General features: G+C 69.7%; 23 protein-coding genes. 8 read left to right on the top strand and 15 right to left on the bottom strand.

All coding sequences use genetic code 11. The features are described from left to right. Positions 1-7: 7 nt before the first annotated feature. Both E3O57_RS06800 and E3O57_RS06795 read right to left on the bottom strand, forming a co-directional pair. Positions 8-487 (bottom strand): PPOX class F420-dependent oxidoreductase, encoded by a 480-nt coding sequence (locus tag E3O57_RS06800; RefSeq protein ID WP_103479446.1) that lies wholly within the window; start codon positions 485-487, stop codon positions 8-10. Between the two features lie 32 nt (positions 488-519). Continuing rightward, positions 520-3102 carry a glycoside hydrolase family 65 protein gene (locus tag E3O57_RS06795; protein WP_174776314.1) on the bottom strand — a complete coding sequence of 861 codons (2583 nt, stop codon included), beginning with the start codon at positions 3100-3102 and terminating at the stop codon, positions 520-522. A gap of 75 nt (positions 3103-3177) precedes the next feature. Here E3O57_RS06795 and E3O57_RS06790 point away from each other — a divergent pair, with 75 nt between their 5' ends. After that, positions 3178-4455: a M18 family aminopeptidase gene (locus E3O57_RS06790; protein WP_103479444.1), complete on the top strand. Its 1278-nt coding sequence runs from the start codon at positions 3178-3180 to the stop codon at positions 4453-4455. Positions 4456-4611: 156 nt separating this feature from the next. On the opposite strand, the gene E3O57_RS06785 is transcribed toward E3O57_RS06790, so the two are convergent. Beyond that, positions 4612-6096 (bottom strand): SulP family inorganic anion transporter, encoded by a 1485-nt coding sequence (locus tag E3O57_RS06785; RefSeq protein WP_088456784.1) that lies wholly within the window; start codon positions 6094-6096, stop codon positions 4612-4614. A gap of 87 nt (positions 6097-6183) precedes the next feature. Here E3O57_RS06785 and E3O57_RS06780 point away from each other — a divergent pair, with 87 nt between their 5' ends. Next, positions 6184-6807, top strand: a complete 624-nt coding sequence (locus E3O57_RS06780; RefSeq protein WP_088456783.1) for a MerR family transcriptional regulator — start codon at positions 6184-6186, stop codon at positions 6805-6807. 46 nt (positions 6808-6853) lie between these two features. Further along, complete coding sequence (locus E3O57_RS06775) at positions 6854-7858, top strand: hypothetical protein (RefSeq protein ID WP_103479443.1); 1005 nt, start codon at positions 6854-6856, stop codon at positions 7856-7858. Here the strand turns inward: E3O57_RS06775 and E3O57_RS06770 are convergent. After that, on the bottom strand, positions 7855-8760 hold the full coding sequence (locus tag E3O57_RS06770; RefSeq protein WP_103479442.1) for an oxygenase MpaB family protein: 906 nt from the start codon (positions 8758-8760) through the stop codon (positions 7855-7857). The two genes, E3O57_RS06775 and E3O57_RS06770, sit on opposite strands and share 4 nt — an antisense overlap. A gap of 94 nt (positions 8761-8854) precedes the next feature. Here E3O57_RS06770 and menC point away from each other — a divergent pair, with 94 nt between their 5' ends. The 3 genes from menC to E3O57_RS06755 all read left to right on the top strand — a co-directional run bounded on the left by menC (position 8855) and on the right by E3O57_RS06755 (position 10718). Beyond that, complete coding sequence (gene menC, locus E3O57_RS06765; protein WP_103479441.1) at positions 8855-9964, top strand: o-succinylbenzoate synthase; 1110 nt, start codon at positions 8855-8857, stop codon at positions 9962-9964. Between the two features lie 69 nt (positions 9965-10033). Further along, positions 10034-10405, top strand: a complete 372-nt coding sequence (locus E3O57_RS06760; RefSeq protein ID WP_103461632.1) for a glyoxalase superfamily protein — start codon at positions 10034-10036, stop codon at positions 10403-10405. Positions 10406-10424: 19 nt separating this feature from the next. Further along, a complete protein-coding gene (locus E3O57_RS06755; protein ID WP_103479440.1) occupies positions 10425-10718 on the top strand; it encodes a hypothetical protein in 294 nt (97 codons plus the stop codon). Here the strand turns inward: E3O57_RS06755 and E3O57_RS06750 are convergent. Further along, positions 10678-11574 (bottom strand): DUF429 domain-containing protein, encoded by an 897-nt coding sequence (locus E3O57_RS06750; protein ID WP_088456777.1) that lies wholly within the window; start codon positions 11572-11574, stop codon positions 10678-10680. The genes E3O57_RS06755 and E3O57_RS06750 overlap by 41 nt on opposite strands. A 168-nt stretch (positions 11575-11742) precedes the next feature. Between E3O57_RS06750 and E3O57_RS06745 the strand changes: the two genes are divergently transcribed. Together E3O57_RS06745 and E3O57_RS06740 are read left to right on the top strand one after the other, a co-directional pair. Next, on the top strand, positions 11743-13239 hold the full coding sequence (locus E3O57_RS06745; protein ID WP_103479439.1) for a sugar porter family MFS transporter: 1497 nt from the start codon (positions 11743-11745) through the stop codon (positions 13237-13239). Positions 13240-13357: 118 nt separating this feature from the next. Further along, positions 13358-14869 (top strand): sugar porter family MFS transporter, encoded by a 1512-nt coding sequence (locus E3O57_RS06740; protein ID WP_103479438.1) that lies wholly within the window; start codon positions 13358-13360, stop codon positions 14867-14869. Here E3O57_RS06740 and E3O57_RS19230 read toward each other — a convergent pair whose 3' ends face one another. From E3O57_RS19230 to E3O57_RS06695, 10 genes are all read right to left on the bottom strand, one after another. Beyond that, a complete protein-coding gene (locus E3O57_RS19230) occupies positions 14870-15574 on the bottom strand; it encodes an RNase H family protein (protein WP_103479437.1) in 705 nt (234 codons plus the stop codon). It abuts the gene before it with no gap. 30 nt (positions 15575-15604) lie between these two features. Further along, positions 15605-17005, bottom strand: a complete 1401-nt coding sequence (locus E3O57_RS06730; protein ID WP_103479436.1) for a pyridoxal-dependent decarboxylase — start codon at positions 17003-17005, stop codon at positions 15605-15607. 30 nt (positions 17006-17035) lie between these two features. Continuing rightward, positions 17036-18214: a MarP family serine protease gene (locus E3O57_RS06725; RefSeq protein WP_088456772.1), complete on the bottom strand. Its 1179-nt coding sequence runs from the start codon at positions 18212-18214 to the stop codon at positions 17036-17038. Between the two features lie 79 nt (positions 18215-18293). Then, the gene (locus E3O57_RS06720; RefSeq protein ID WP_088456771.1) at positions 18294-18572 is read right to left on the bottom strand and encodes a DUF6510 family protein; all 279 of its coding nucleotides are present in this window, start codon (positions 18570-18572) and stop codon (positions 18294-18296) included. After that, on the bottom strand, positions 18569-19282 hold the full coding sequence (locus tag E3O57_RS06715) for a ferredoxin reductase (protein WP_241990332.1): 714 nt from the start codon (positions 19280-19282) through the stop codon (positions 18569-18571). The genes E3O57_RS06720 and E3O57_RS06715 overlap by 4 nt, the downstream gene beginning before the upstream one ends. Positions 19283-19314: 32 nt before the next feature. Beyond that, on the bottom strand, positions 19315-19908 hold the full coding sequence (locus tag E3O57_RS06710; protein ID WP_103461625.1) for a sulfite oxidase-like oxidoreductase: 594 nt from the start codon (positions 19906-19908) through the stop codon (positions 19315-19317). Positions 19909-20004: 96 nt separating this feature from the next. Then, positions 20005-20391 carry a nuclear transport factor 2 family protein gene (locus tag E3O57_RS06705; protein ID WP_088456768.1) on the bottom strand — a complete coding sequence of 129 codons (387 nt, stop codon included), beginning with the start codon at positions 20389-20391 and terminating at the stop codon, positions 20005-20007. A gap of 236 nt (positions 20392-20627) precedes the next feature. Next, on the bottom strand, positions 20628-20792 hold the full coding sequence (locus E3O57_RS18635; protein ID WP_165787948.1) for a hypothetical protein: 165 nt from the start codon (positions 20790-20792) through the stop codon (positions 20628-20630). Positions 20793-20906: 114 nt separating this feature from the next. Continuing rightward, positions 20907-21290, bottom strand: a complete 384-nt coding sequence (locus tag E3O57_RS06700; RefSeq protein ID WP_198416807.1) for a TraR/DksA C4-type zinc finger protein — start codon at positions 21288-21290, stop codon at positions 20907-20909. Next, positions 21287-22831, bottom strand: a complete 1545-nt coding sequence (locus tag E3O57_RS06695) for a molybdopterin-dependent oxidoreductase (RefSeq protein ID WP_103479434.1) — start codon at positions 22829-22831, stop codon at positions 21287-21289. Before E3O57_RS06695 ends, E3O57_RS06700 begins: the two co-directional genes overlap by 4 nt. Between the last annotated feature and the right edge of the window lie 48 nt (positions 22832-22879).

Here is a 22879-nt window from a genome sequence, read left to right as displayed (position 1 = left end):
TCTGACGTCACTGCGCGTCGAGCCTGGCGGCCACATCGGCGGGGAACCCGCCGGTCGCGATCGGGCTCCACCGGGTGGGCGTGATCCGGATCAAGGACTTGTCCTGCAGAGCCATGGCCCGGCGGTACTCCGCCCAGTTCGGGTGTTCGCCGGCGATGCAGCGGTAGTAATCGACCAGCCCGTCGCCGGCGGCCGGCATGTGCAGAATCTCGGCGGTGCCGTCGACCTGCACCCAGGCGCCGTCCCACTCGTCCGAGAGCACGAGCACCGACGTCTGCGGGTCGCGTTCGGCGTTTCGGGTCTTCGCCCGCGACGGGTAGGAGGAGATCACCAGGCGGCCCGCATCGTCGACGCCGCCGGAGACCGGCGACATCTGCGGCCGGCCGTCGCTGCGGGTGGTGGCGAGCAGCATCCGGTGCCGCGGCCGCACAAAATCGAGCAGGTCGGGCAGGGAGACGGTGGTGCTGGTTGCGACGTTTCTGGCCATTCCCTCAGGCTAACGGGACCCCCTGACACGGTTCACGCCGTGCCGAGCACAAAATCGTGGGTCTGCCCCGGATACAGCTGCGCCTCCCGCCCCTCGACGCGCACCCGGATGGGCGTGGCCCCGCCGCTGGGCAGCTGAAGCCTGAGGGTGGTCGGCGTGACCTCGACGTGCACCGATTGGTCTCGGTAGTTGATGCTGAAGGCGATCTTCTCGAGCCGGGCCGGCAGCACGGGGTGCAGCCAGAGCATGTCGTCGCGGATCTCCAGGCCGGTGTAGCAGCGCACGACCATGTCGACGGACCCCGCCATCGCGCCCAGGTGGATGCCCTCGTGGGTGGTGCCGCCCCGGCCGTTGTCGAGGTCGCTGGTCAGCGCCCGGCAGAGCGAGTCCCAGGAGCGTTCGCGGTCGGCGCGGGCATCCACCCAGGAATGCACCACATTGCTCAGCGTCGAGCCGTGCGTCGACCTGGTGCGATAGAACTCGACCGTGCGCCGGATCTGGTCGGGGGAGAGCGAGTAGCCCAGCTCCTCGACCAGGTCGCGCAGCTCCTCGGCCGAGAACAGGTAGAGCAGCATCAGTACGTCGGCCTGCTTGGCGACCCTGTAATTGTTGCTGCTGTCACCCTCGGCATTGAGGATCAGGTCCAGGCGGCCCAACGAACGGTCAGTGCTGCCGTAGGTGTCCCGGTAATGCGCCCAGTCCAGCTCGGGCAGGGCCTCGTACCCGTCGAATTGGCTGATCACCCCGTCGGCATGGAAGGCCAGCCGCAGGCGCCGGCCGATCCTTTCCCAGGTGTCCACCTCGTCGGGCCCGAGCCGCAGCCGGTTCCACAACGGCCGGCAGGCCCGGCCCTCGAGCACGGCGACGGTGTCGACGGCGCGGCGCATCAGCCAGGCGACCATCACATTGGTGTACGCGTTGGTGCGCACACCCCCGCCGGGGTGGCCGGGGAGCCCGTCGTGGAACTCGTCGGGCCCCATCGTCCCGCCGATGTCGAACCTGTCGAACACGTCGTCGTAGTCGGTGAGGGACGCGAAGAACCTGGCGATCTCCAGCAGCAGCTCGGCGCCCTGCTCGATCAGGTACTCGACATCTCCGGTGGCCTGGTAGTAGCCCCACACGCTGTAGGCGATCGCCAGGCCCACGTGGTGCTGCAGGCCCGAGTGGTCCGGCATCCACCGGTTGGTGCGCGGGTTGAAGAGCTCGGTGGGGGTGACCTCGCGGCCATCGATGCCGCTCTGCCAGGGAAACCTGGCGCCCTCGTGGCCGGCCGCAGTCGCGGCGGCCCTGGCTTCGCCCAACCGACGGTACCGGTAGCCCAGCAGGATGCGGCTGAGGTCGGGCCGGCGCAGGGTGAGCACCGGGTAGACGAACATCTCATCCCAGAAGACGTGGCCGCGGTACCCCTCACCGTGCAGTCCGCGGGCGGGCACACCGGCGTCGAGGTCGGCATCCACAGCGGCCACGGTTTGCAGAACGTGGAAGGTGTTGACGTTGAGCGCGAGCGACTGCCGCGAACCATCGTGCAGGTGCACCGCGAATTCGTCCCAGAGAATCTCCCATTCCCGCTCGTGCGCGGCGAGGAGCTCGGCGGTCTCCGGAAGCCGGCCGAGCCAGGTGGCCACCGCCATCGAGGGGGAGAGGATCGCACGGTCCCTGGAGGTGCTCACGACGACGACCTTCTCAACCCGGAGGGGGACACCGCTCTCGAGGGTGAGGTCGAACTCGTGGGCGACCCAGCGGCTGGAGTCGGTGAGAAATCGTCTCTCGGGTTCGAGCAGGGTGTCGCCGGAATAGGCGCGGGTGCGGGCGGCCATGGCGATGTGGATGCCCGACCGGGTGGTCTCCACCTCGAGCAGCACCGCGTCCCCCCTCAGCTCCCGCGTGGTGCGAGGCATCAGGTGCAGGTGGGCGAGCAGCCTGTCGGTGGCCACGTTGCGGTTGGCCACCCGGCCATCGATGGCCGAACGCACGGTCAGCGGCCCCGACCAGTCTTCGGCGACGAAGGTGGTCTCGAGCACCGCAACGTGAGGCGACGCCTGGGACACGAACCGCCGGCTCTGCACCCGGGTGACACGGCCGCGCGCGTCACGGAACCGCATCAGCCGGGTGAGCAGACCACGGCGCAGGTCGAGTTCCTGATTGTAGTCGAGCAGGTCCGCGGTCTCCGGATGGAACCAGCCGGTGTCGGGGGCGGTGAAGTCGCCCACACTGCTGCTGCCGCTGCCGGTGCGGAACCAGAGGGAGAGCCAGTTGGGGGCATTCACCAGGTGTTCGTCGTCGCGCACGTGCTCACCGGGAACCCCCGCCGTCGGCGCGCCGGGCGCGGGCTCGAACGGGGTGCGGATACCGGGCTCGCCGGCGGCCACGGTCTCACCGATGGCTTCGCCCACGTGTACCTCGGTGCTCAACGGGTTGTAGACCCCGGCGAGGTAGGTGCCCGGGTAGTGCACGGCATCCGTGCGCGCCTCCGGAGCGGCGCCGCGGGTGCCCCAGTAGCCGTTTCCGAGGGTGCACAGCGCTTCGCGGTAGCCCTCCGCCTCCGGGTCGAACCCGTCGAAGCGCAGCAGCCACGGGTCGACCGGGTTGTCGTTCTCGTTCTCGGTCTCGGTCACGGTGGCCTCCTCGTCTGGTCCCGAGAGTCGCACCGCTGGCCGCGCTTGTCGAGGTGCGGGTGGTTGGATGGAGTCATGACTTCACTCTCGGCATACATCGACGACTTCGCCAGCTTCATCACCGCGTCGCCGTCGTCGTACCACGCGGCAGCCGAGGCCGCCCGGCGGCTCGACGACGCCGGATTCGAGCGCCGCGACGAGGCGGATGACTGGACGGCCGGCACGAGCGCCGGCCGCTTCTACGTCGTGCGGGACGGCGCCGTCGTCGCGTGGGTGCAACCGGCCGGGGCCACGCCGACCACTCCGTTCCGGATCCTCGGGTCGCACACCGACTCACCGGGCTTCAAGCTCAAGCCCAAGCCCACCACCGGGTCCTACGGCTGGCTGCAGGCCGGCGTCGAGGTGTACGGCGGTCCGCTGGCCAACTCCTGGCTCGACCGTGAGCTCGAGCTCGCCGGCCAGCTGGTCAGCACCGACGGGGTGGCGCACCTGGTGCGCACCGGCCCGTTCCTGCGCATCCCGCAGCTGGCCGTGCACCTGGACCGCACCGCCAACGAGGCGCTCAGCCTCGACCGGCAGCGGCACCTCAACCCGGTGTTCGGGGTGGGCGACCTCCGCCAGGCCGACCTGGTCGGGCATCTGGCCGCGCTCGCCGGGGTGGCGCCTGAGGACGTCGCCGGCTACGACATCCTCACCGCCGACACCAACCCGCCGGCCCGGTTCGGCCTGCACAACGAGCTCTTCGCCGCGGGCCGGATGGACAACCTTTCCTCGGTGCACGCCGGCCTGGTGGCGCTGATCCGGTCCTCGGGCAGCGAGGAGACCATCAACGTGCTCGCCGCGTTCGACCACGAGGAGCTGGGGTCGCAGTCCAGGTCGGGGGCGAGCGGGCCGATGCTCGACGACATCCTCAGCCGCATCGGCGATGACCTCGGTGCCACGATGTCGGAGCGGAAGCGCGCCTACGCCGACTCCTGGTGCGTCTCGGCCGACGCCGGCCATTCCGTGCACCCGAACTACCCGGAGCGGCACGACCCGGCCAACGTGCCGTTGGCCGGCCGGGGCCCGCTGCTCAAGATCAACGGTAACCAGCGCTACGCGACGGATGCGGCCGGTGCGGCCCTCTGGGCGCGCTGCAGTGCCGCCGCCGGCGTGCCGTTTCAGGAGTTCGTGTCGAACAACACGGTGCCCTGCGGCTCCACGATCGGGCCGCTCACGGCCACCCGGCTGGGCATCCGCACCGTGGATGTGGGCATCCCGCTGCTGTCGATGCACTCCGCGCGGGAGCTTGCCCATGTGAACGACCCGTTCTCGCTGTCCGCCGCGATCGGCGCGTTCTTCGCCGGGGCGTAGGGGCGGCTCGCGGCACGCGTTGGCTCCCGCGGCACACCTTAGTTCCGGCGGCACGCGCTAGAACATGTGCCGCCGCGCACAACGTGTGCCGCGACGCACAACACATGCCGCCGCGCACGTCACATGCCACGAGCGGGTGGCGGCACCCTGGCCGGGCTACAACTGCCCGGTGAGTCGCCCGTGCATGGCCCGGCTACGCTCGTCCAGGCCGTGGAAGGTGACCGTGGCGCCGTGCTGGCGGTACTTCGTTTCGACGGAGTCGAGCACCGCGACGGTGGACGCATCCCAGATCTGCGCTTGGGACAGGTCCACGTCGATGACGGCGGGGTCGACCCCGTAGGAGAACTGCTCGACGAGGTCGTTGCTGCTGCCGAAGAACAGCGGTCCGCTCACCGCGTAGCGCACCGACTGGCCGTCGTCGGCGAGCACCCGGTCCACACGCACCACGTGCGCCACCCGCCGCGCGAACAGCACCATGGCCAGCACGACGCCGGCGCCGATGCCAATGGCCAGGTTATGGGTGGCCACGACCACGGCGACCGTGGTGAGCATGACGACGGTCTCGGGCACGGGCATCCGGCGCAGCGTGCCCGGACGCACACTGTGCCAGTTGACGGTGGTGATGGCCACGACCATCATCACGGCGGCCAGGGCCACCATGGGGATCTGCTCCATCAGGCCGCTGAGCGCGGTGACCAGCAACAGCAGGAAGGCCCCGGCCACGAAGGTGGAGATGCGGGTGCGGGCCCGGCCGAGCTTCACGTTCACGACGGTCTGGCCGATCATCGCGCAGCCGGCGATGCCGCCGTAGAGGCCCGCGAGCATGTTCGCGATCCCCAGCGCCCACGCCTCGCGGCCCTTGGGGGAGCGGGTGTCGGTGATGTCGTCGACGAGCTTGGCGGTGAGCAGGGTCTCCACGAGCCCCACGAAGGCCACGCTCAGCGCGGTGGGCCAGATGATCTGCAGGGTCTCCAGGTTCAGCGGTACGAGCAGCGGGGTGATGCCGGGCAGGCCGCCTGACACGTCGCCCTGGTCGCCGACGGTGGGCACGGCCAGGTGCCAGGTCATGGCGATCGCGGTGACCACCACGATGGCCACCAGCGGGGCGGGCACCACCCTGGTGAATCGGGGCAGCCCGAGCACGATGAGGATAGTGAGGGCGAACAGCGGGTAGACCAGCCACGGAACATCCAGAAGGTGCGGCACCTGGGCGACGAAGATCAGGATGCCCAGCGCGTTGACGAAGCCGATCATCACCGACCGCGGGATGAACCGCATCAGCCGGGCCAGGCCCGTGACACCGAAGAGGATCTGCACGATCCCGGCCAACAACACCGCGGGCAGCAGGTATTCCACCCCGTGGTCCTTCACGAGCGGCGCCACCACCAGGGCCACGGCGCCCGCGGCTGCGGTGATCATGGCGGAGCGGCCGCCGAGGAACGACATCGAGATGGCCAGAACCACGGAGGCGATCAGGCTCACCTTCGGGTCGACACCGGCGATGATCGAGAACGAGATCACCTCGGGGATCAGCGCCAGGGTGGTGACCACTCCGGCGAGCACCTCGACGCTGAGGGCCTTCGGCCGACGTAAGGTGGCGCGCACGGTCGGCGGGATGGGGATGGCGGGGCGTTGGGACACTGTGCAACTGTAATCGCGGTGTAACTGTGATCGCGCCCCAGCTCCCGGGTATAGACAGTGTCACTATCCGATAGCTAAACTATCTGCATGAGGATGGCGCAGCTGAGCACGACCAGTGGGATCCCGGTGGCGACGATCAAGTACTACCTGCGGGAGGGCCTGCTGCCGGCGGGGGAGCGGCAGGGTCCGAACCAGTCGTTGTACGGGCCGGAGCACCTGCGCCGGCTGCGCGTCATCCGTGGCCTGCTGGAGGTGGGCGGACTCAGCATCGCCGCCGCCCACCAGGTGATCGATGCCATCGACTCGGACCTGGGCCTGTCCCACACATTCGACATCGCCCAGCGCACGGTCTCGCCCCAGATCGACGGTGCGGCCCTGTCGCCCGAGGCCGTGGCCCAGGTCGATGCGGTGCTGAGCGGATGGCACGTGTCGCCGGACAATCCCGGCCGCCTGGCCGCGGCCCGGGTGCTGCAGACCTTCGCCGAGCTCGGCCAGCCCGACCTCAGCGGCTGGGTGCCCGGCTACGCGGCCGCGGCGCTCGCCGTGGCCGAGGCCGACCTCGACGAGATCGACGCCCGCACCGACCGCGAATCCAAGACGGAGATGGTGGTCGTGGGCACAGTGCTCGGCGATGCCCTCTTTGCCGCCCTCCGCCGAGCGGCGCAGGAGCACGTCTCCGCCCGCCGGTATCCAGCACCGCCCAACCCGTAAGTCCCCCCATCCCGTAAGTCCCCCATCCCGTCAGGAGTCCGTCATCATGGCCAGTACTCGCACCGGAACCAGAACCGCGTTTCGCAGCACCCTGCTCACCGGCCCCGCGTCCGGCGCCCCGCCCACCATCAGGTGGCACCGACCGCTGCTCTGGCTCGCTCTCGCGATGGCCGTGGTCACCGCCGGCGCTCTGGTGGGCCTCGCCGTCGATCCCCGCACCGTCACCGGGGCGCCCCTCTGGGCCAAGCCGCTCAAGTTCGCCATCTCGGTGGGCGTCTACGCCGTGACCCTGTCCTGGCTGATCGGGCTGTTGCCAGCGGCTAAGGCTCGGTCTCGTCGGCTGGCCTGGTGGGCCGGCACCGTCGCGGCCGTGTTCCTGGTCGTGGAGATGGTGATCATCGTGGGAGCGGCCGCGGCCGGCCTGACCAGTCACTTCAACGTGTCGACGGGGTTCCACGCTGCCCTCTGGTCGGTCATGGCGGCATCCATCGTCACCGTCTGGGTCGCCGCCGTGCCCATCGCCATCCTGTTGCTCCGCGCCGACCTCGGCGACCCGGGCCGGGCCCTCGCGATCCGCTCCGGGTTGCTCATCGCCCTGGTTGGCATGGGCCTGGCGTTCCTGATGACCGGACCCACCGCGGCCCAGCTCGACGACTACCAGGGCATCGTGGGCGCGCACACCGTCGGAGTCGCCGACGGCGGTCCGAGCCTGCCGTTGCTGGGCTGGAGCACCGTGGCCGGCGACCTGCGCATCCCGCACTTCGTGGGTATGCACGCCCTGCAGGTGCTGCCGCTGGCGGCCCTGCTGCTCGAAGCCCTCGCCCGACGGATGCCCGCCCTCGCCCGTCCGCTCGCGCGCCGCGGCATTCTGCGCGCCCTGGTCGGCCTCTACCTGGGCGTGCTGGCCCTGGTGACCGGCCAGGCCCTCGCCGGCCAGTCGATCGTGCAGCCGAGTGCGCTGGTCCTGGCCATCGCGGCGGCGCTGGTCGCCGTCACCGTCGGAGCCATCACCCGCACCCTCCTCAGGGAATCCCGCCGGGCGCGCGGCTAGGACACGGCGAGGCGGGCGATACGGGCCCGGGCCGCGTCCTCCGAGGTGGAGGACGCGCCGAGCAGCAGCCGCACCAGGCCAAGCACAGCGCCGGTGGCCCAGACCACGGGTAGGGGGCTGCGGCGAAGGCCCAGCATCCGTCGGTATTCGACCGGGATCGATGCCACGGCACCGGCGAACATGATGCGGTAGAACGGCAGCATGCCGCGCCGGAGCGGCGGGTGCCTGATGAACCGCACGGCCTCCGCGACCCGGTCGCCGCCCATCAGCACACCCGCGTCGGAAAACGCCCGCAGTTGCGAAGCGAGCTCGGCGTCCGACCGGGGCGGGTCCTGCACGCCGACGAGTTCGCCGGCCTTGGCCCACTCCCGCACGTACCTGTCGGCGCCGCCGGGGATCGGGCCGCCCCAGAGCCTGTGGCTGGCCAGGAAGGCATCCGTGAACACCACGTGCACCCAGGACAGCAGCTCGGGGTCGCCGGCAGAGTAGGGCCGCTGAACACCCTGCGCGTCGACGTAGCTACCCACGACCCGTTGGTGGAACCGGCCCACCCGGCCCGACTCACGCTCGGCCTGTTCCGTGGCGGCGAACGTCACCGTGACCAGCCACTGGATGGTGCCGCTCAGCCGGCCGAGCGGATCCTCCCGGTACCTGGACCAGTCGTGCACGCCGGCCATCGCGCCAGGGTGCAGGGTCTGCATGAGCAGCGCCCGGATGCCCGCGACCATGGTGGCCATGCCGCCGTGCACCGCCCAGGACGCCGAACCGGGCCCGAAGAAGCCGGCGTCGTCGCCCAGCTCCATGGTGCCGACCCAGGCCGGCCGACCCTCGTCGTTGCCCGAGAGGGTGACAAGCAGGTGCGAACGCCAACTGCTCACGAATCCATCAACGAGGCTGCTCATTCTTCGAACCCTAATCGACGATCCCGTGCGGATGGCTGGGCATGCGCCCCGAAATCCGGTGTGGCTAGACTCCGTTCATGAAGAGCGCCGGCGCATGAGAATCGAGAATATCGAGCTGCGCCGGGTGAGCCTGCCGCTAGTGCGGCCGTTCCGCACCTCGTTCGGCACCATCACCGAACGGGAAATCACCCTGGTGCACGTGTCGACCGCCCACGCCGAGGGCTGGGCGGAGTGCGCCGCCGAGGTGCGGCCGCTGTACAGCTCGGAGTTCATCGATGCCAGCGACCTGGTGATCCGCGACCACCTCATCCCGCGGCTGCAGGCCCTCGGCGACGACCTCACCGCCGAGCGGGTGGGCTCCGCCCTCGCCCCGGTCAAGGGCCACCAGATGTCCAAGGCCGTGTTGGAGGCGGCAATCCTCGACGCCCAGCTGCGCCAGAGCGGCCAATCCTTCGGCGGCTACCTCGGCGCCGTGCACGACACAGTGCCGGCCGGCGTCTCGGTGGGCATCATGGACACCGTCGACGAGCTGCTCGAGGCCGTGGCCGGCTACCTCGCCCAGGGCTACCTGCGCATCAAGCTCAAGATCGAACCGGGCTGGGACCTCGCCCCGGTGCGTGCCGTTCGCGAGAGGTTCGGCCCCGACCTGCTGCTGCAGGTCGATGCGAACACCGCATACACGCTGGCGGATGCCCGGCACCTCGCCCGGCTCGACCCGTTCGACCTGCTCCTGATCGAGCAGCCACTGGGCGAGCGGGACCTGCTCGGGCACGCGGCGCTGGCCCGGCTGATTGGCACCCCGGTGTGCTTGGACGAGTCGATCGAGTCGGCGCAGGACGCCGCCGCGGCGATCAGCCTTGGCGCGTGCAGCATCATCAACGTCAAGCCGTCGCGGGTGGGCGGCTACCTCGAGGCCCGCCGCATCCACGACGTCGCCGCCGCGCACGGGGTGCCGGTCTGGTGCGGCGGGATGCTCGAGACGGGCATCGGCCGGGCCGCCAATGTGGCCCTCGCCGGCCTGCCCAACTTCGTGCTGCCGGGGGACACCTCGGCCTCTGACCGCTACTACGCCCAGGACCTCACCGCCCCGTTCGTACTCGAGAACGGGCACCTGCGGGTGCCGACCGGCCCGGGCACCGGGGTGCAGGTGCTGCCCGACGTGCTGGCCGAGGTCACCCGGTCGCGCCGCGACATCCGCTTCTAGCGGCAGCACCCGCTCCGTCGTAGGCTGGCGCCGTTCGAGTGACACTCAGCCCATAACCGGAGGTTCGCCATGGACATGAAGATCGAACTCGTCAGTATCCCGGTCACCGACGTCGACAGGGCCAAGGCGTTCTACGTCGACCAGGTCGGCTTCAACGCCGACTACGACCAGAGGGTCAACGAGGCCATGCGGTTCGTGCAACTGACCCCGCCGGGATCCGCGTGCTCGATCGTGCTCGGCGAGGGCATGACCGATATGCCGCCCGGCTCGCAGCGGGGCGTGCAGATGGTCGTCGCCGACGCGGATGCCGCGAGGGCCCAGCTGGTGGCCGCGGGCGTGGAGGCCAGCGAGGTGGACGAGCAGGACTGGGGTCGATTCGTGTACTTTTCCGACCCCGACGGCAACACCTGGTCGTTGCAGCAGCTGCCGCCGCCTGAGTGAGGCCCCGTACTCTGGGGCAATGCCGTCCTACCGCGTGATCATGTCTATCGGCGCCCTGCAGCCGGGGGTGCGACCGGAGGCCGTACTGCCCGCCGCCGCCGCCGGCGCCGCCGCGGAGCTCACCATCGTGGAGGCCTCCGACCTGGCCGTGGTGGCCGGGTCGGCCCGCGCCACGGTGCGTTTCACCGCCGACGACGGCACCGCCGCGTTGGCCATCGGCGACCACGTCGTTGCGAAGACCCGGCTGGTCGCCGCCCCGGTGAGCTGGCTGGTCACCGAACGAGTGAAGGGGCGCTGGCTGCCGGTGCGCTGAACGCGGCGGCAGCGAGTGCGGCGGCCCGGACACGGTCGTCGCCGCGGCGCTGCTCAAGACGGGCCGGCGCGATGATGGTGCCCCGGCGACCGTCCACGACCAGCGGGTCAGCGGCACCGAGGACCTGGCTGCGTGCGGTGCCGTAGCGGTGCCAGAGCGACGCCGTCCAGGCACAGAGCAGCGCGTCGATGAGATCCTCGCGGTGCTTGTAGGCGGCGTCGGCCAACGGTGTCGGCTCGGTGACCAGGCTGTCGGAGGCCGCGTGGGTGGCCAGGTCCAGTGGCGGCGAGGCCGCGTGCAGTCGCCACATCCGCTCGATGAGGTCGTCGCAGACCAGGGCACGCTCGGCGCGACGTTCGAGGATCGGGAGGGCAGACCCCATCCGCTTGTATCGGGGCCGTTTGTCGTCGTAGCCGAACTCCGGCGCGCCAACCAGGGTGGTGTAGGGGTAGCACTCCAGGAAACTGCACATCTGTGCACCGACGGGGGCAAGGCCATCGGTGTAGGCCCAGCCGAGCTGCTCCAGCCGGCCGCGCAGGGTGACCCCGCCGAGACGCGGCAGGGCCTGATTCGAGGCGTTGGCCGCCACGTGCCAGCGACCGTAGCGAGACCCGGTTTCCCGTTCGCACTCCCGCATTCCGGTGGGGTTGTTCACCACGAGCGGTGCGTCGATGGCGAGTACCGCGCCCGGCTCGCCTAGCCGCTGGATCCAGTCGACGACCTCGTCGATGCCGCGGGCCCACCCTGCCTCGATCACCCGGCCGGTCTCGTCGATGCAGGCGAGCCCGCTCTCATTGGCCGGTTTCGCGGCCGTGCCTTCTGCCCAAGCCAGATCCACCCCGAGGAATCGCGTCATGGGCCATACCTACCACGCTCGGTGCGCCCGCGAAAGATGACCGAATATAGCGGCTCGCGCAACATTTAGGACGTTGGACTCCATCTCTTGGTCCCCCCGAGTGCGGGCCAGGCGTAGTCTTCACGGATTGCCCAGACGGCGATGACCAGCGAAAACGAGGAAGTTTCTATGCAAGCCACGACGGAATTGACGAGAGAAGCGACACCGACGGTCACGCCGGCGACAAATCGTAAGGTCATCGCGCTGGCCATCGCCGGGGCGTTCGGAGGGTTCCTTTTCGGGTTCGACTCCTCCGTGATCAACGGGGCGGTCGAGGCCATTCAGGGTCAATTCGGCCTCTCCGAAGCCATCACGGGGTTCGCTGTCGCCAGCGCCCTGCTCGGAGCTGCGACGGGCGCCTACCTCGGCGGCGGTTTCGCGGACAAGTTCGGCCGCATCCCGGTCATGCTCGTCGGCGCGATCATCTTCTTCGCCAGCTCGATCGGATCCGGGCTCGCCTTCGGCGTCGTCGACCTCATCCTCTGGCGGGTCGTCGGCGGTATCGGCATCGGGCTCGCTTCGGTCGTGGCGCCCGCGTACATCGCCGAGATCTCGCCACGGCAGATGCGTGGCCGGTTGGGCTCGCTGCAGCAGCTCTCCATCACCATCGGTATCTTCGCCGCATTGCTCTCGGACGCCATCTTCGCCGCTACCGCCGGCGGCGCCGGCCAGATGTTCTGGTGGGGCCTGGAGGCCTGGCGCTGGATGTTCCTGGTCAGCGCGGTACCGGCCCTCATCTACGGAGTCGTCGCTCTGCTGCTACCCGAGTCGCCGCGCTATCTGGTGCTGCACGACAAGGAGCGCAAGGCCCGCGAGGTGCTCGAACGGGTGCTGCCGCACGGAGATGTCGACCGCGAGATGCGCGAGATGAAGGCCTCGATCCAGGACGATGTGAGGGCCAGGCGCACCGGCTCGCTCCGTGGCCCGGTCTTCGGCCTCAAGCCCATCGTGTGGGTGGGCATTCTGCTGTCGGTGTTCCAGCAGTTCGTGGGCATCAACGTGATCTTCTACTACTCGACCACGCTGTGGAGCGCGGTGGGCTTCGAGGAGTCCAGCTCGCTGACCATCTCGGTGGTCACGTCGGTGACGAACATCCTGGTCACCCTGGTGGCGATCGCCCTGGTCGACCGGATCGGCCGCCGCCCCATCCTGCTGGCCGGTTCCATCGGCATGACGGTGTCCCTGGCCACCATGGCGATGGCGTTCAGCCGGTCGGTCATGATCGACGGCGAACTCGCCCTGCAGGGCGCCTGGGGACCGATCGCCCTCGTGGCGGCGAACGTCTTCGTCATGTCGTTCGGTGCCTCCTGGGGACCGGTGGTCTGGGTTCTGCTCGGGGAGATCTTCCCGAACACCATCCGTGCCAAGGCCCTCGGCCTGGCTGCCGCCGCCCAGTGGGTCGCGAACTTCCTCGTCACCGTGACCTTCCCGCCGATGGCAGGGCTGTCACTGCCGCTCACCTACGGTGTGTACGCCCTGTTCGCAGGGCTGTCGTTCGTGTTCGTGCTCACGAAGGTGCCCGAGACCAACGGGATGTCGCTGGACGAGGCAAACACTCTGCTGCCTAACAAGAACTCCGCAAAGCCGAAGGCAGCGACGAAGGCGAAGCCGGTGCTGCGGCGTTAGTCGGGTGATCGTCGGAACGGCGGCATCTCGCTGTGTGTCATCCGCTGGTGCGAGGCAGGCGTAGGATTTTCGGGTTGCCCAGACGGCGAAGACACCAGCGAATGCGGGGAAAGTGGCGATGACTAACAGGACAGAACCGAAGAAGGACCGGACGCCGGCCGGCACATCGGCTGGCACATCGGCTGGCGGGGATGGCAAACCAGCGACAAATCGTAAGGTCATCGCGCTGGCCATCGCCGGCGCGTTCGGAGGGTTCCTCTTCGGGTTCGACTCTTCGGTGATCAACGGTGCGGTCGAGGCCATCCAGGGGCAGTTCGGCCTCACCGAGGCCATCACCGGGTTCGCCGTGGCCAGTGCCCTGCTCGGCGCGGCCACCGGCGCCTTCCTCGGCGGACGGTTCGCGGACAAGTTCGGGCGCATCCCGGTGATGCTCGTGGGCGCGATCGTGTTCTTCGCCAGCTCGATCGGCTCCGGACTCGCGTTCGGGGTGGTCGATCTGATCGTCTGGCGCGTCGTCGGGGGTATCGGTATCGGGCTCGCCTCGGTGGTCGCCCCCGCCTACATCGCCGAGATCTCGCCACGGCAGATGCGTGGCCGGTTGGGCTCCCTGCAGCAGCTCTCGATCACCATCGGTATTTTCGCCGCCCTGCTCTCCGACGCCGTGTTCGCGTCGACGGCCGGCGGCGCCAGCGAGATGTTCTGGTGGGGGCTGGAGGCCTGGCGCTGGATGTTCCTGGTCGCGGCCATCCCCGCGGTCGTGTACGGCGTGATCGCGCTGCTGCTGCCCGAATCGCCGCGCTTCCTGGTGCTGCACGACAAGGAGGAGAAGGCGCGCGAGGTGCTGCACAAGGTGTGGCCGCACGGCGACGTGGACCGTGAGCTGCGCGACATGAAGGCCTCGATCGAGGACGACACCCGCGCCAAGCGCACCGGGTCGCTGCGCGGCCCGATGCTCGGTCTCAAGCCCATCGTCTGGGTGGGCATCATCCTGTCGGTGTTCCAGCAGTTCGTGGGCATCAACGTGATCTTCTACTACTCGACCACGCTCTGGAGCGCGGTGGGCTTCGAAGAGTCCAGTTCGCTGGCCATCTCGGTCGCGACGTCCGTGACGAACATTCTGGTCACCCTGGTGGCGATCGCGCTGGTCGACCGGGTCGGCCGCCGGCCCATCCTGCTGACCGGTTCCATCGGCATGACGGTGTCGCTGGCGACTATGGCCGTGGCGTTCAGCCAGTCGGTCATGGTCGATGGCGAGCTCGCGCTGCAGGGTGCGTGGGGACCGATCGCTCTCGTGGCTGCGAACGTCTTCGTGATCTCCTTCGGTGCCTCCTGGGGACCGGTGGTCTGGGTGCTGCTCGGGGAGATCTTCCCGAACACCATCCGCGCCAAGGCTCTCGGCCTGGCCGCGGCCGCGCAGTGGATCGCGAACTTCCTCATCACCGTGACGTTCCCGCCGATGTCGGCCTGGTCGCTGCCGCTCACCTACGGCATGTACGCCGTGTTCGCCGGCCTGTCCTTCCTATTCGTGCTCACCAAGGTGCCGGAGACCAACGGGATGTCGCTGGACGAGGCCAATACGCTGCTGCCGAACAAGAACGCCGCGAAGCCGAAGGTCAAGCCGCGGCGCTAGTCAGATCAGGTCGCGGAGCAGCTCTTCCGGGCTGACTCCGCGCCCGCTCGCCCGGCGCTTGAGCCGGCCGAGTTCCTCGGCGCTGAGCGAGACCTGCACGGTGTGCGGGCGCTCGACCTCGAAGTCGAACAGGCCGAGGTCGGCGGATGCGCGTGGTGCGGCGATTTTCGCCGGCGCGGTCTTCGCAGCCGGGGTCGTTGCTGGGGCCGTCTTCACAACCGCGGCAGCCGGCACCGGCCCGCCGGCCACGAAGCCCGGCCCGGTGGGGATCGTGGCGTTCCGTTGATACGCCTCGGAGACGGCGCGGGCGCGGGAGTCGGCGGCCTCGTTGAGCGGGTGGTTCGCGTGGCCCTTGACCCACTCGAACCGGTACTTGCGGCCCACCAGGGCCTCGTCGAGCTCCTGCAACAGGTCGAGGTTCATCACGGGTTTGCCGTCGGCCTTTCGCCAGCCCTTGGCCTTCCAGCCGCGCATCCACTTGGTGATGGCGTTGATGACGTACTGGCTGTCGCAGAGCACGAGCAGGTCGTCGTCCACGTGCGCGGTGGCGCGGAACAGTTCGAGGACGGCCTTGAGCTCGCCTTGATTGTTGGTGGCGTGCTTCCAGCCGCCGGCGGCCCAGTTGTTGTCGTCGATGTACCAGGCCCAGCCGGCCGGTCCGGGGTTGCCAAGGGCCGAGCCGTCTGCGGCGGCGGTGATAGTCATGGATCCAGTCTGCCAGCTGGGCGAGTGGGGTCACTCCCGGTCGGCGGTGGTGACCGTGGCCAGGGCGCGCGCGACGGCGTCGACGGCCACAGCCACATCGGCGGCATCCGTGGACCAGTTGCTGACCGAGATGCGCAACACCGCCCGCCCCGACCAGACCGACCCGGACATCCAGACCGCCCCGTCCGCGATGAGGGCCTGCGTCACCCGGACCGTGCGGTCATCGGTGCCGAACGAGAGCGACACCTGGGTGAAGACCACGTCGTTGAGCACCTCGACACCGGGCAGCGCCGCCAACCCTGTGGCGAGGGCGCTGGCGTTGTCGGCGAGTCCCTCGACGAGGGCCACCGTGCCGCCGCGACCGAGGGAGCGCATCGCCGCCCACACCGGAACGCCGCGCGCGCGTCGGGACAGCTCGGGCACCAGATCCATCGGGTCGGCGGTGCCGGCGTCGTCCCGCACGAAGTAGCTGGTGTGTGCCGCGAACGCGGACCGCGCGGCGGTCGGGTCGGCGACGATGGCGATGCCGCAATCGTAGGGAACGTTGAGGGTCTTATGGGCATCCGTCGCCCACGAATCGGCGGTGTCCAGTCCGGCCAGGGCGGGAGCCCAGCGGGGGCTCGCTGCCGCCCACAGCCCGAAGGCGCCGTCGACGTGCACCCAGGCCCCGGCATCGTGGGCCAACCGAATCGACTCGCGCATCGGGTCGAAGCTGCCCGAGTGCAGATTGCCGGCCTGAAGGACGACCAGGCTGGGACCGGTGACCGTCGCCAGTGCGTCCGCCAGGGCGTCGGGACGGATGCACCCCTGCGGGTCGGCGGCGACGAGGGTCGGTTCGCCCAAGCCCAGGTAGCGCAGGGCGAGGATCACCGAGCTGTGCACCTCGGCGCCGGCCAGTACGCTCACCCGTGGTGCGCCGGTCAGGCCATCACGGTTGACGTCCCAGCCGACCGCGCGGAGCACCGCGCCTCGGCCGGCGGCCAAGCCGACGAAGTTAGCCATCGTGCCGCCGGTGGTGAAGCCCACTGCGCTCGAGGCTGGCAGATGCAGCAGGTCGAGAATCCAGGCACCGGCTCGTTCCTCGATCGCCGCGGTCGCCGGTGTCGCATAGCGCAGTCCGCCGTTCTGGTCCCACGCGCTCACCAGCCAGTCCGCCGACAGGGCCGCGGGCAGGGTGCCGCCCATCACCCAGCCGAAGAAGCGGCCGGAGCCGATGGCCATCAGTCCGGGTTCGGCCAGCGTGGCCAGCTCGGCCACCACCGCGGCGGGATCGGCAGGTTCCTCTGGAAGGGCGCGGGCGAAGGCCGCCGCCAGCTGGTCGACCGGCGCCGCCGGTTTCACGGGCCGGGACGGCAGCGAATCCAACCACTCGGCGGCGGACCGAACCGCCTGCTCGAGTGGGGCCCGGTAGTCCTCTGGCCGAAAAGTCATGCGGTCACCATACCCCCGCTTCCGGCGGACCTAGCCCTGGATGCAGGTACCGGAACTGACCATAGCGGAGAGGCCGTCGGCCTGGTCGACGACCGGGGCGACCTCGGACATCGCCAGGGCGTAGCCCACGTTGGCGGTGTTGGCCGCCTTGGCGAAGATCACGCCGGCCACCCGGCCGTCGGCGCTGAGCAGCGGCCCGCCCGACTCGCCCTGCTGCACGTCCGCGGCGAGCGTGTACACGGCCCGGGCGGTGGGGGACTGGCCGTAGATGTCGGCGACGAGCACCGAACCCACCGACATGACCCTCGCCGGATCGGAGTCGAACGGCCCGCCGAACGGGTAGCCCAGGCTGACGCCCTCGCTGTCGACGGCCAGGTCACCCTGCAGGGTCAGCGGTGCGGCGGCCAGACCGGGTACGGCAATGATCGCGAGGTCGTCGACGGGGTCGAAGTAGACGATCTCGCCGGTCAAGGCGCCGGCTCCCGGCACCTCCACGACGGCTTCGGTGACCCCGGCCACAACGTGGGCGTTGGTCATCACGCGTTCGGGGGCGATCACGAAGCCCGACCCGGACTGACTCTGGCCGCAGGCGACGGCGTTGCCGGTGATACGCAGCACGGATGCCGCGGCAGTGTCGAGCGCGGCGCTGTCGAGCTGGGCCTCTGGCAGGGTCGGGCTCTGGCCGCCGAAGGCATCCGCGATCAGGGGCAGGCCGTCGTCGACGACGGTGGAACGCAGCTGTGCGAGGAAGCTCTTCACTGGATCGGGGGTGACCGAGTCGATGGTGCGCACGACCCCCGACGAGGCGATGGCGGAGGTGAGCGGGGGAATGCCCAGGGCGCCGACGCTGAACGCGACCATCGACATCACGGCAGCGGCGGCGGCCACGCCGATCACGGCGCCGAAGAGCCTGTCGACGCCGCGCAGCTTGCGCGGGGTGCGGCGGCGGAGGGCCAGACCGATCGACTCACCGATGGTGAGCCCGGCAATCACCAGCAGCAGCGCCGCGGCGATGGAGGCCGGCGTGCGCCACTCGGCGGCGGACACCCAGGTGGGCACCAGCGGCACCACGAAGTACGCCGCGACGGCGCCGGCGACGAGGCCCAGCACGCCGCTCAGGCTGCCGATCAGGCCGCTGCGGTAGCCGGCGCCCAGACTGGCGACGAGCAGCACGACCAGAATGACGTCGAGAATGACCGATCCCTGCATGCACACTCCAGCTCGAAGGGCGGAGGAACCGCCGAACTCAGCCTAAGCGGGTGGAAGCGGGTATTAGCTGGGAAGCACGTCAGCCGCGGCGCAGCTCGATGAAGCTCAGGCCGTGCAGGTCGAGGCAGACGCTGTCGCCGGTGTCGACGAGCCGCATCAGGATCTCGGCGCAGCCTGGGCAGCGCAACAGCAGTCCGTGGGAGTTGGGGTACAACCGGGCGGTGGCCAGGGCATCGATGCGGCCGCAGGAGGCGCAGCGGCCGCGGGCGCTGACGACGTCGATGGCGAAGAACTCGCTGAGCGGACCGGCGGCGGCGTTGCCGTCCAGGTAGTCGAGGTCGTCGAGGTTGTCGGTCACGGTCTGGTCCCGGTGCCGCCATAGCGTTCGGTTTTGATCCGATCAGGCGAATGGCCGGCCTGCACGAGCCAGTCGGCGACGCTTTCGACGAAGGCGGTGGCGCCGCAGACGAACACGGCGGGGTTGTCGGCGGCCGGTAGCACGCTCTCCATCAGGGTCGCCGCATCCAGGCGCCGGGGTGGCCGGCCACTGCCGGCTGGTGCCTGGCGGGTGTACACAACGGAGACATCCGCGAGCGGACAGCGGGCCAGGTCATCGAGTTCGGCACCGTAGTAGACGGCGTCGGGTGCGCGCACCGAGTAGAGCAGGCGGAACGGGGCGGCGGCGCCGGGGGAGGCGGGGTCGGCGGCCGCGTGGGCGCGGAGCATGGCCATCAGCGGCACCACTCCGGAGCCGCCGGCGATGAGTTGCACGGGCGAGGGATCGGCTGGGTCCCAGACGAACCAGCCGCCGACCGGGCCCCGCACCTCCAGCTGGTCGCCCGCGGCAACCTGGTGCACAAGATAGGGCGACACCTCACCGTCGGCCAGCTCCTCCACCGTGAGGTCGAATTCGTCCCCGGGCAACGCCGACGCGACCGAGTAGGAGCGCACGGCGGTGTACCCGTCTGGGGCGGTGAGGCGCACGTCGACATGCTGGCCGGCGCGGTGCCCGGTCAGGCCGGGCAAGCGCAGGCGCAGGGTGCGGGCGGTCCGGGTCTCCGGGGTCACGCCGATCACCTCCGCCACTCTCCAGCCGGTTCTCACCAGTAGCGCTCTTCGCGCCAGGGGTCGCCGTACATGTGGTAGCCGTTGCTCTCCCAGAAACCGGGTTCGTCCTGCCGGAGCATCTCGAGTCCGCGCACCCACTTGGCGCTTTTCCAGAAGTACAGGTGCGGAACCAGCAGGCGGGCCGGGCCGCCGTGGGCCGGTTCGAGTGCCTCACCGTCGAACTCGTGCGCGATCCAGGCCTTGCCGTCGAGCAGGTCGTCGAGCGGAACGTTGGTCGTGTAACCGCCGTAGGAGTGCGCCATGGTGAATTCGCAGTCGGACTCGACCGATTCGAAGAGGGTGTCGAGCGAGACGCCGCGCCAGCTGGTGCCGAGCTTCGACCAACTTGTGACGCAGTGGATGTCGCGGCTCACGTCATCCTGCTGGAGCGCGAGGAACTCCGTCCAACTCCAGCGGTGCACCTGGCCGGTCTCGGTGGTGATGGTGAACTCCCACTCCTCCGGAGTGATCCGCGGGGTGGGGCCGGCCGAAAGCACCGGGAACCCGTCGGTGAGGTGCTGGCCGGGTGGGAGAGCCGGGTCGTCGCGGCGGCCGCGGCCGAAAAAGCCTGAGGAGACGATTCCCATGATGGTGTCCTTTCTGCGGCGGGTTCCTGTGTCACCCCTGTTGTACCGTGTGCCGGGACGATTCACCAGTGTCAAGACTCCAGTCGGGCGTGGCCCTCAGCTGTCTTCGGTCGGCCGGGCCTGGTCCATCCACCACTCGATGAACTCCCGGGCCCGGCCGTCTGGAGCGAAGCGGATCACCCAGAGGTTGCTGTAGACCGGACCGGCCGCGTAGCGGGTGACGCCGTCGATGATGGACATCTCGGGGGTGATCATCAGCGGCGACCACTCGAAGGTGAAACTGTCGGGCTCGTCGGCGTGATCCAGCCACCCGGCGACAATCGCGGGGCGTCCGCGCCGTGGTTCCCCGAACGGGTCGGTGTAGTACTCGGCATCTTCGGTGAAGAGTGCGTTGATGTGATCGGGATCATTCGAGGACCAGGCCTTGAGGTACCCCTGCATCCATCGGGTGGTGGCGTCCGGGGTATCAACGGGCTCGTTCATGCCCTAGTTGTAGCGCGTGCACCGGAATCCGGCCAGAGGCGGCGGTCAAAACGGGGGAGGGTCATCGATTCCGAGTCGCGGTGTGCGGCTGTCGTAGTTGGCGGTGACGTAGCCGGCGGGGTCGTAGGTGGTGGGGTCGGTGTTGGCTGGTGCTGAGGTGTAGGTTTTGCCGCTTGGGGTGGTCCAGGTGAGGGCGCCGCCGGGGCCTTGGCGGGTGGTGAAGCTGGATTGGTGTTTCAGGCGTAGCCGGCCGCGATCACTTTCTCGTTCAAGATCAGCGGGTCGATGACCGCGCTGATCGCCGCCGCGACAGGATCCACCGCAGCACTGACCGCGGGGTCCGAAGCGGCATCGCGGGTGTTTTCGGGGGTGTGATCGGGAGTGGCAGCTGAGGTGGCCATAGGGACAGTGAGGCACCCACCACCGACACTCCCCGGCCCAGAAACCAAGCTGTGGAAAGGTCCAGAAAAACCGGCCTGTGGGGGAGGGGCGAGCCATCCATGCCAGCGAATCGGTCACGACTCCCGAGCACAGTCGATACACAGCTCCGCAGCCGGGCGGGCCTCGAGCCGCTCGCGGCCGATCGGCTCACCCCCGCGCAGGCACCGGCCGTAGCTGCCGTCCTCGACGCGCACCAGGGCCGCGTCAATGGCAGCCAGGGAGGCGGCCAGTTCGGCGTGCACCCCCGCCCGAAGCGACCACTCGTCGGAGAGGGTCGGGCCTTCGGGATCGTGCTCGTCGTCGGCGTCCCCGCCGCTGCGCGCCGCGCGCACGGCGTTCAGGGTGTCGCCCTGCCGGCCCAGCTCCCGCTCGAGATCGAACCGTTGACCGCGCAGTAGACCCTCGAAATGGGCGATATTGCTCGGGCTCAACCCGGGCACCTGCTTCGACGTGGTCACGAAATCGACACGCGGATTTCGTGCAGGCCGGTGGCGCCGTCCGGCGCGACATCGGCGAGCTTGCTGGTCTGCACCAAGCCGTTGGCATCTGTGGCGCGCACCCGCAGGGTGTGCGAGCCGCTCGGGGCGTCCCAATCCCAGCGCCACTGCCGCCAGGTGTCGACGGAGATCGCGTCGGCCAGGGTGGCGGGGTTCCAGTCGCCGTCGTCCACCTGCACGTCGACGGCCGAGATGCCCACGTGTTGGCTCCACGCGACGCCGGCGACCGTCACCGTTCCGGCGTCAACGCTCGCATTCTCGCGGGGCACGTCCACGCGCGAGGACAGCTTCACCGGACCCTTCTGGGACCAGCCGCGGGTGGACCAATACGCCGTCTCCTGGTCGAACCGGGTGACCACCAGCTCGGTGACCCACTTCGTGGCCGACACGTACCCGTAGAGGCCGGGCACCACCATCCGCACCGGGTAGCCGTGTTCGAGAGGCAGCGGCTCGCCGTTCATGCCCACGGCGAGGATCGAGTCGCGGTCGTCGGTGAGGGCCTCGAGCGGGGTGCTGGCGGTCCAGCCGTCCTGGCTGCGCGACAGCACCATGTCGGCGTCGGCGAGCGGCTTCGCCCTGGCGAGCAGGTCACGGATCGGGTAGCCGAGCCAGACGGCGTTGCCGATCAGGTCGCCGCCCACGTAGTTCGACACGCAGGCCAACGTGGTGGTGCTTTCCGCCAGTGGCAGGGCCAGCAGCTCAGCGAAATCGATCTCCACCTCGTTCTCGACCAGCCCGGTGATCCTCAAGGTCCAGGTCGACGGGTCGATGCGCGGCACCGAGAGGGCGGTGTCGATGCGGTAGAACTCCGCGTTGGGGGTGATGATCGGCGTGAGACCATCGATGTTGAACGATGCTCCGGCGGGAAGCGGGGTGCCCGGCGTGGAAGGTGCCGGCAGGGGGAACAGTGCCCTGGCCGCATCCGCTGCCCGGCTGCCGGCCGTGAGCAGCTGGCCGCCGATGGCCGCGAGCACGCCGGCACCGGCGCTGATGCCGGTGTAAACGAGAAACCGGCGACGGTCCAGCTCGGCCGTCGCCGCCGTGGGGGCCCGGCGGACGCGCAGCCTGTTGATCAGCATCGTGAGCACCAGGGCGGCCACCACCATTGCCAGCACCGGAGGCACGGCGTCGAACGGGGATGCCCCGGCGCGGGTGAGCGCCGCGGCGAGCGCGACCAGGCCGGCGGCCACGATCACGAACCGGCCGAACGGGGCACGCCGGTATTCGAGGATGCCGGCCAGTGCGGCCAGGACCGCCGCGACCAGGGCGATGAAGACGACCAGCGCCACCTTGTCGGCAGTGCCGAAGAGCGAGATCACCAGTTCCTTGGCCCAGACCGGCGCCAGATCGATCAGCAGAGCACCGACCACCAGCACCGGGCTGGCACCGGGCGCGATGAGCCCGGCGACAAGTTCGGCGAGACCGAATCCGGCCAGGACCGCGGCCAGGCCGGCCAAGGCGGGCAGCGCGCGAGCCGGTGTCGGGGAGGCGGGGCTGGACATGGGATCAGCTTAGATTTACCGCCTGTGAGACGGGCGCACCCGCCCTTA

The sequence above is a fragment of the Cryobacterium sp. TMN-39-2 genome (assembly GCF_004402745.1).
In the GTDB taxonomy this organism is placed as follows: domain Bacteria; phylum Actinomycetota; class Actinomycetes; order Actinomycetales; family Microbacteriaceae; genus Cryobacterium; species Cryobacterium zongtaii.
This window is presented reverse-complemented; position numbering and strand designations above follow the sequence as displayed.

Coding starts and splice junctions, on each gene's coding strand:
- E3O57_RS06800 (WP_103479446.1), bottom strand. CDS start 487: ATGGCCAGAAACGTCGCAACCAGCACCACCGTCTCCCTGCCCGACCTG.
- E3O57_RS06780 (WP_088456783.1), top strand. CDS start 6,184: ATGAGGATGGCGCAGCTGAGCACGACCAGTGGGATCCCGGTGGCGACG.
- E3O57_RS06775 (WP_103479443.1), top strand. CDS start 6,854: ATGGCCAGTACTCGCACCGGAACCAGAACCGCGTTTCGCAGCACCCTG.
- E3O57_RS06725 (WP_088456772.1), bottom strand. CDS start 18,214: ATGCAGGGATCGGTCATTCTCGACGTCATTCTGGTCGTGCTGCTCGTC.
- E3O57_RS06695 (WP_103479434.1), bottom strand. CDS start 22,831: ATGTCCAGCCCCGCCTCCCCGACACCGGCTCGCGCGCTGCCCGCCTTG.
- menC (WP_103479441.1), top strand. CDS start 8,855: ATGAGAATCGAGAATATCGAGCTGCGCCGGGTGAGCCTGCCGCTAGTG.
- E3O57_RS06710 (WP_103461625.1), bottom strand. CDS start 19,908: ATGGGAATCGTCTCCTCAGGCTTTTTCGGCCGCGGCCGCCGCGACGAC.
- E3O57_RS06745 (WP_103479439.1), top strand. CDS start 11,743: ATGCAAGCCACGACGGAATTGACGAGAGAAGCGACACCGACGGTCACG.
- E3O57_RS19230 (WP_103479437.1), bottom strand. CDS start 15,574: ATGACTATCACCGCCGCCGCAGACGGCTCGGCCCTTGGCAACCCCGGA.
- E3O57_RS06760 (WP_103461632.1), top strand. CDS start 10,034: ATGGACATGAAGATCGAACTCGTCAGTATCCCGGTCACCGACGTCGAC.
- E3O57_RS06755 (WP_103479440.1), top strand. CDS start 10,425: ATGCCGTCCTACCGCGTGATCATGTCTATCGGCGCCCTGCAGCCGGGG.
- E3O57_RS18635 (WP_165787948.1), bottom strand. CDS start 20,792: ATGGCCACCTCAGCTGCCACTCCCGATCACACCCCCGAAAACACCCGC.
- E3O57_RS06705 (WP_088456768.1), bottom strand. CDS start 20,391: ATGAACGAGCCCGTTGATACCCCGGACGCCACCACCCGATGGATGCAG.
- E3O57_RS06730 (WP_103479436.1), bottom strand. CDS start 17,005: ATGACTTTTCGGCCAGAGGACTACCGGGCCCCACTCGAGCAGGCGGTT.
- E3O57_RS06770 (WP_103479442.1), bottom strand. CDS start 8,760: ATGAGCAGCCTCGTTGATGGATTCGTGAGCAGTTGGCGTTCGCACCTG.
- E3O57_RS06750 (WP_088456777.1), bottom strand. CDS start 11,574: ATGACGCGATTCCTCGGGGTGGATCTGGCTTGGGCAGAAGGCACGGCC.
- E3O57_RS06740 (WP_103479438.1), top strand. CDS start 13,358: ATGACTAACAGGACAGAACCGAAGAAGGACCGGACGCCGGCCGGCACA.
- E3O57_RS06790 (WP_103479444.1), top strand. CDS start 3,178: ATGACTTCACTCTCGGCATACATCGACGACTTCGCCAGCTTCATCACC.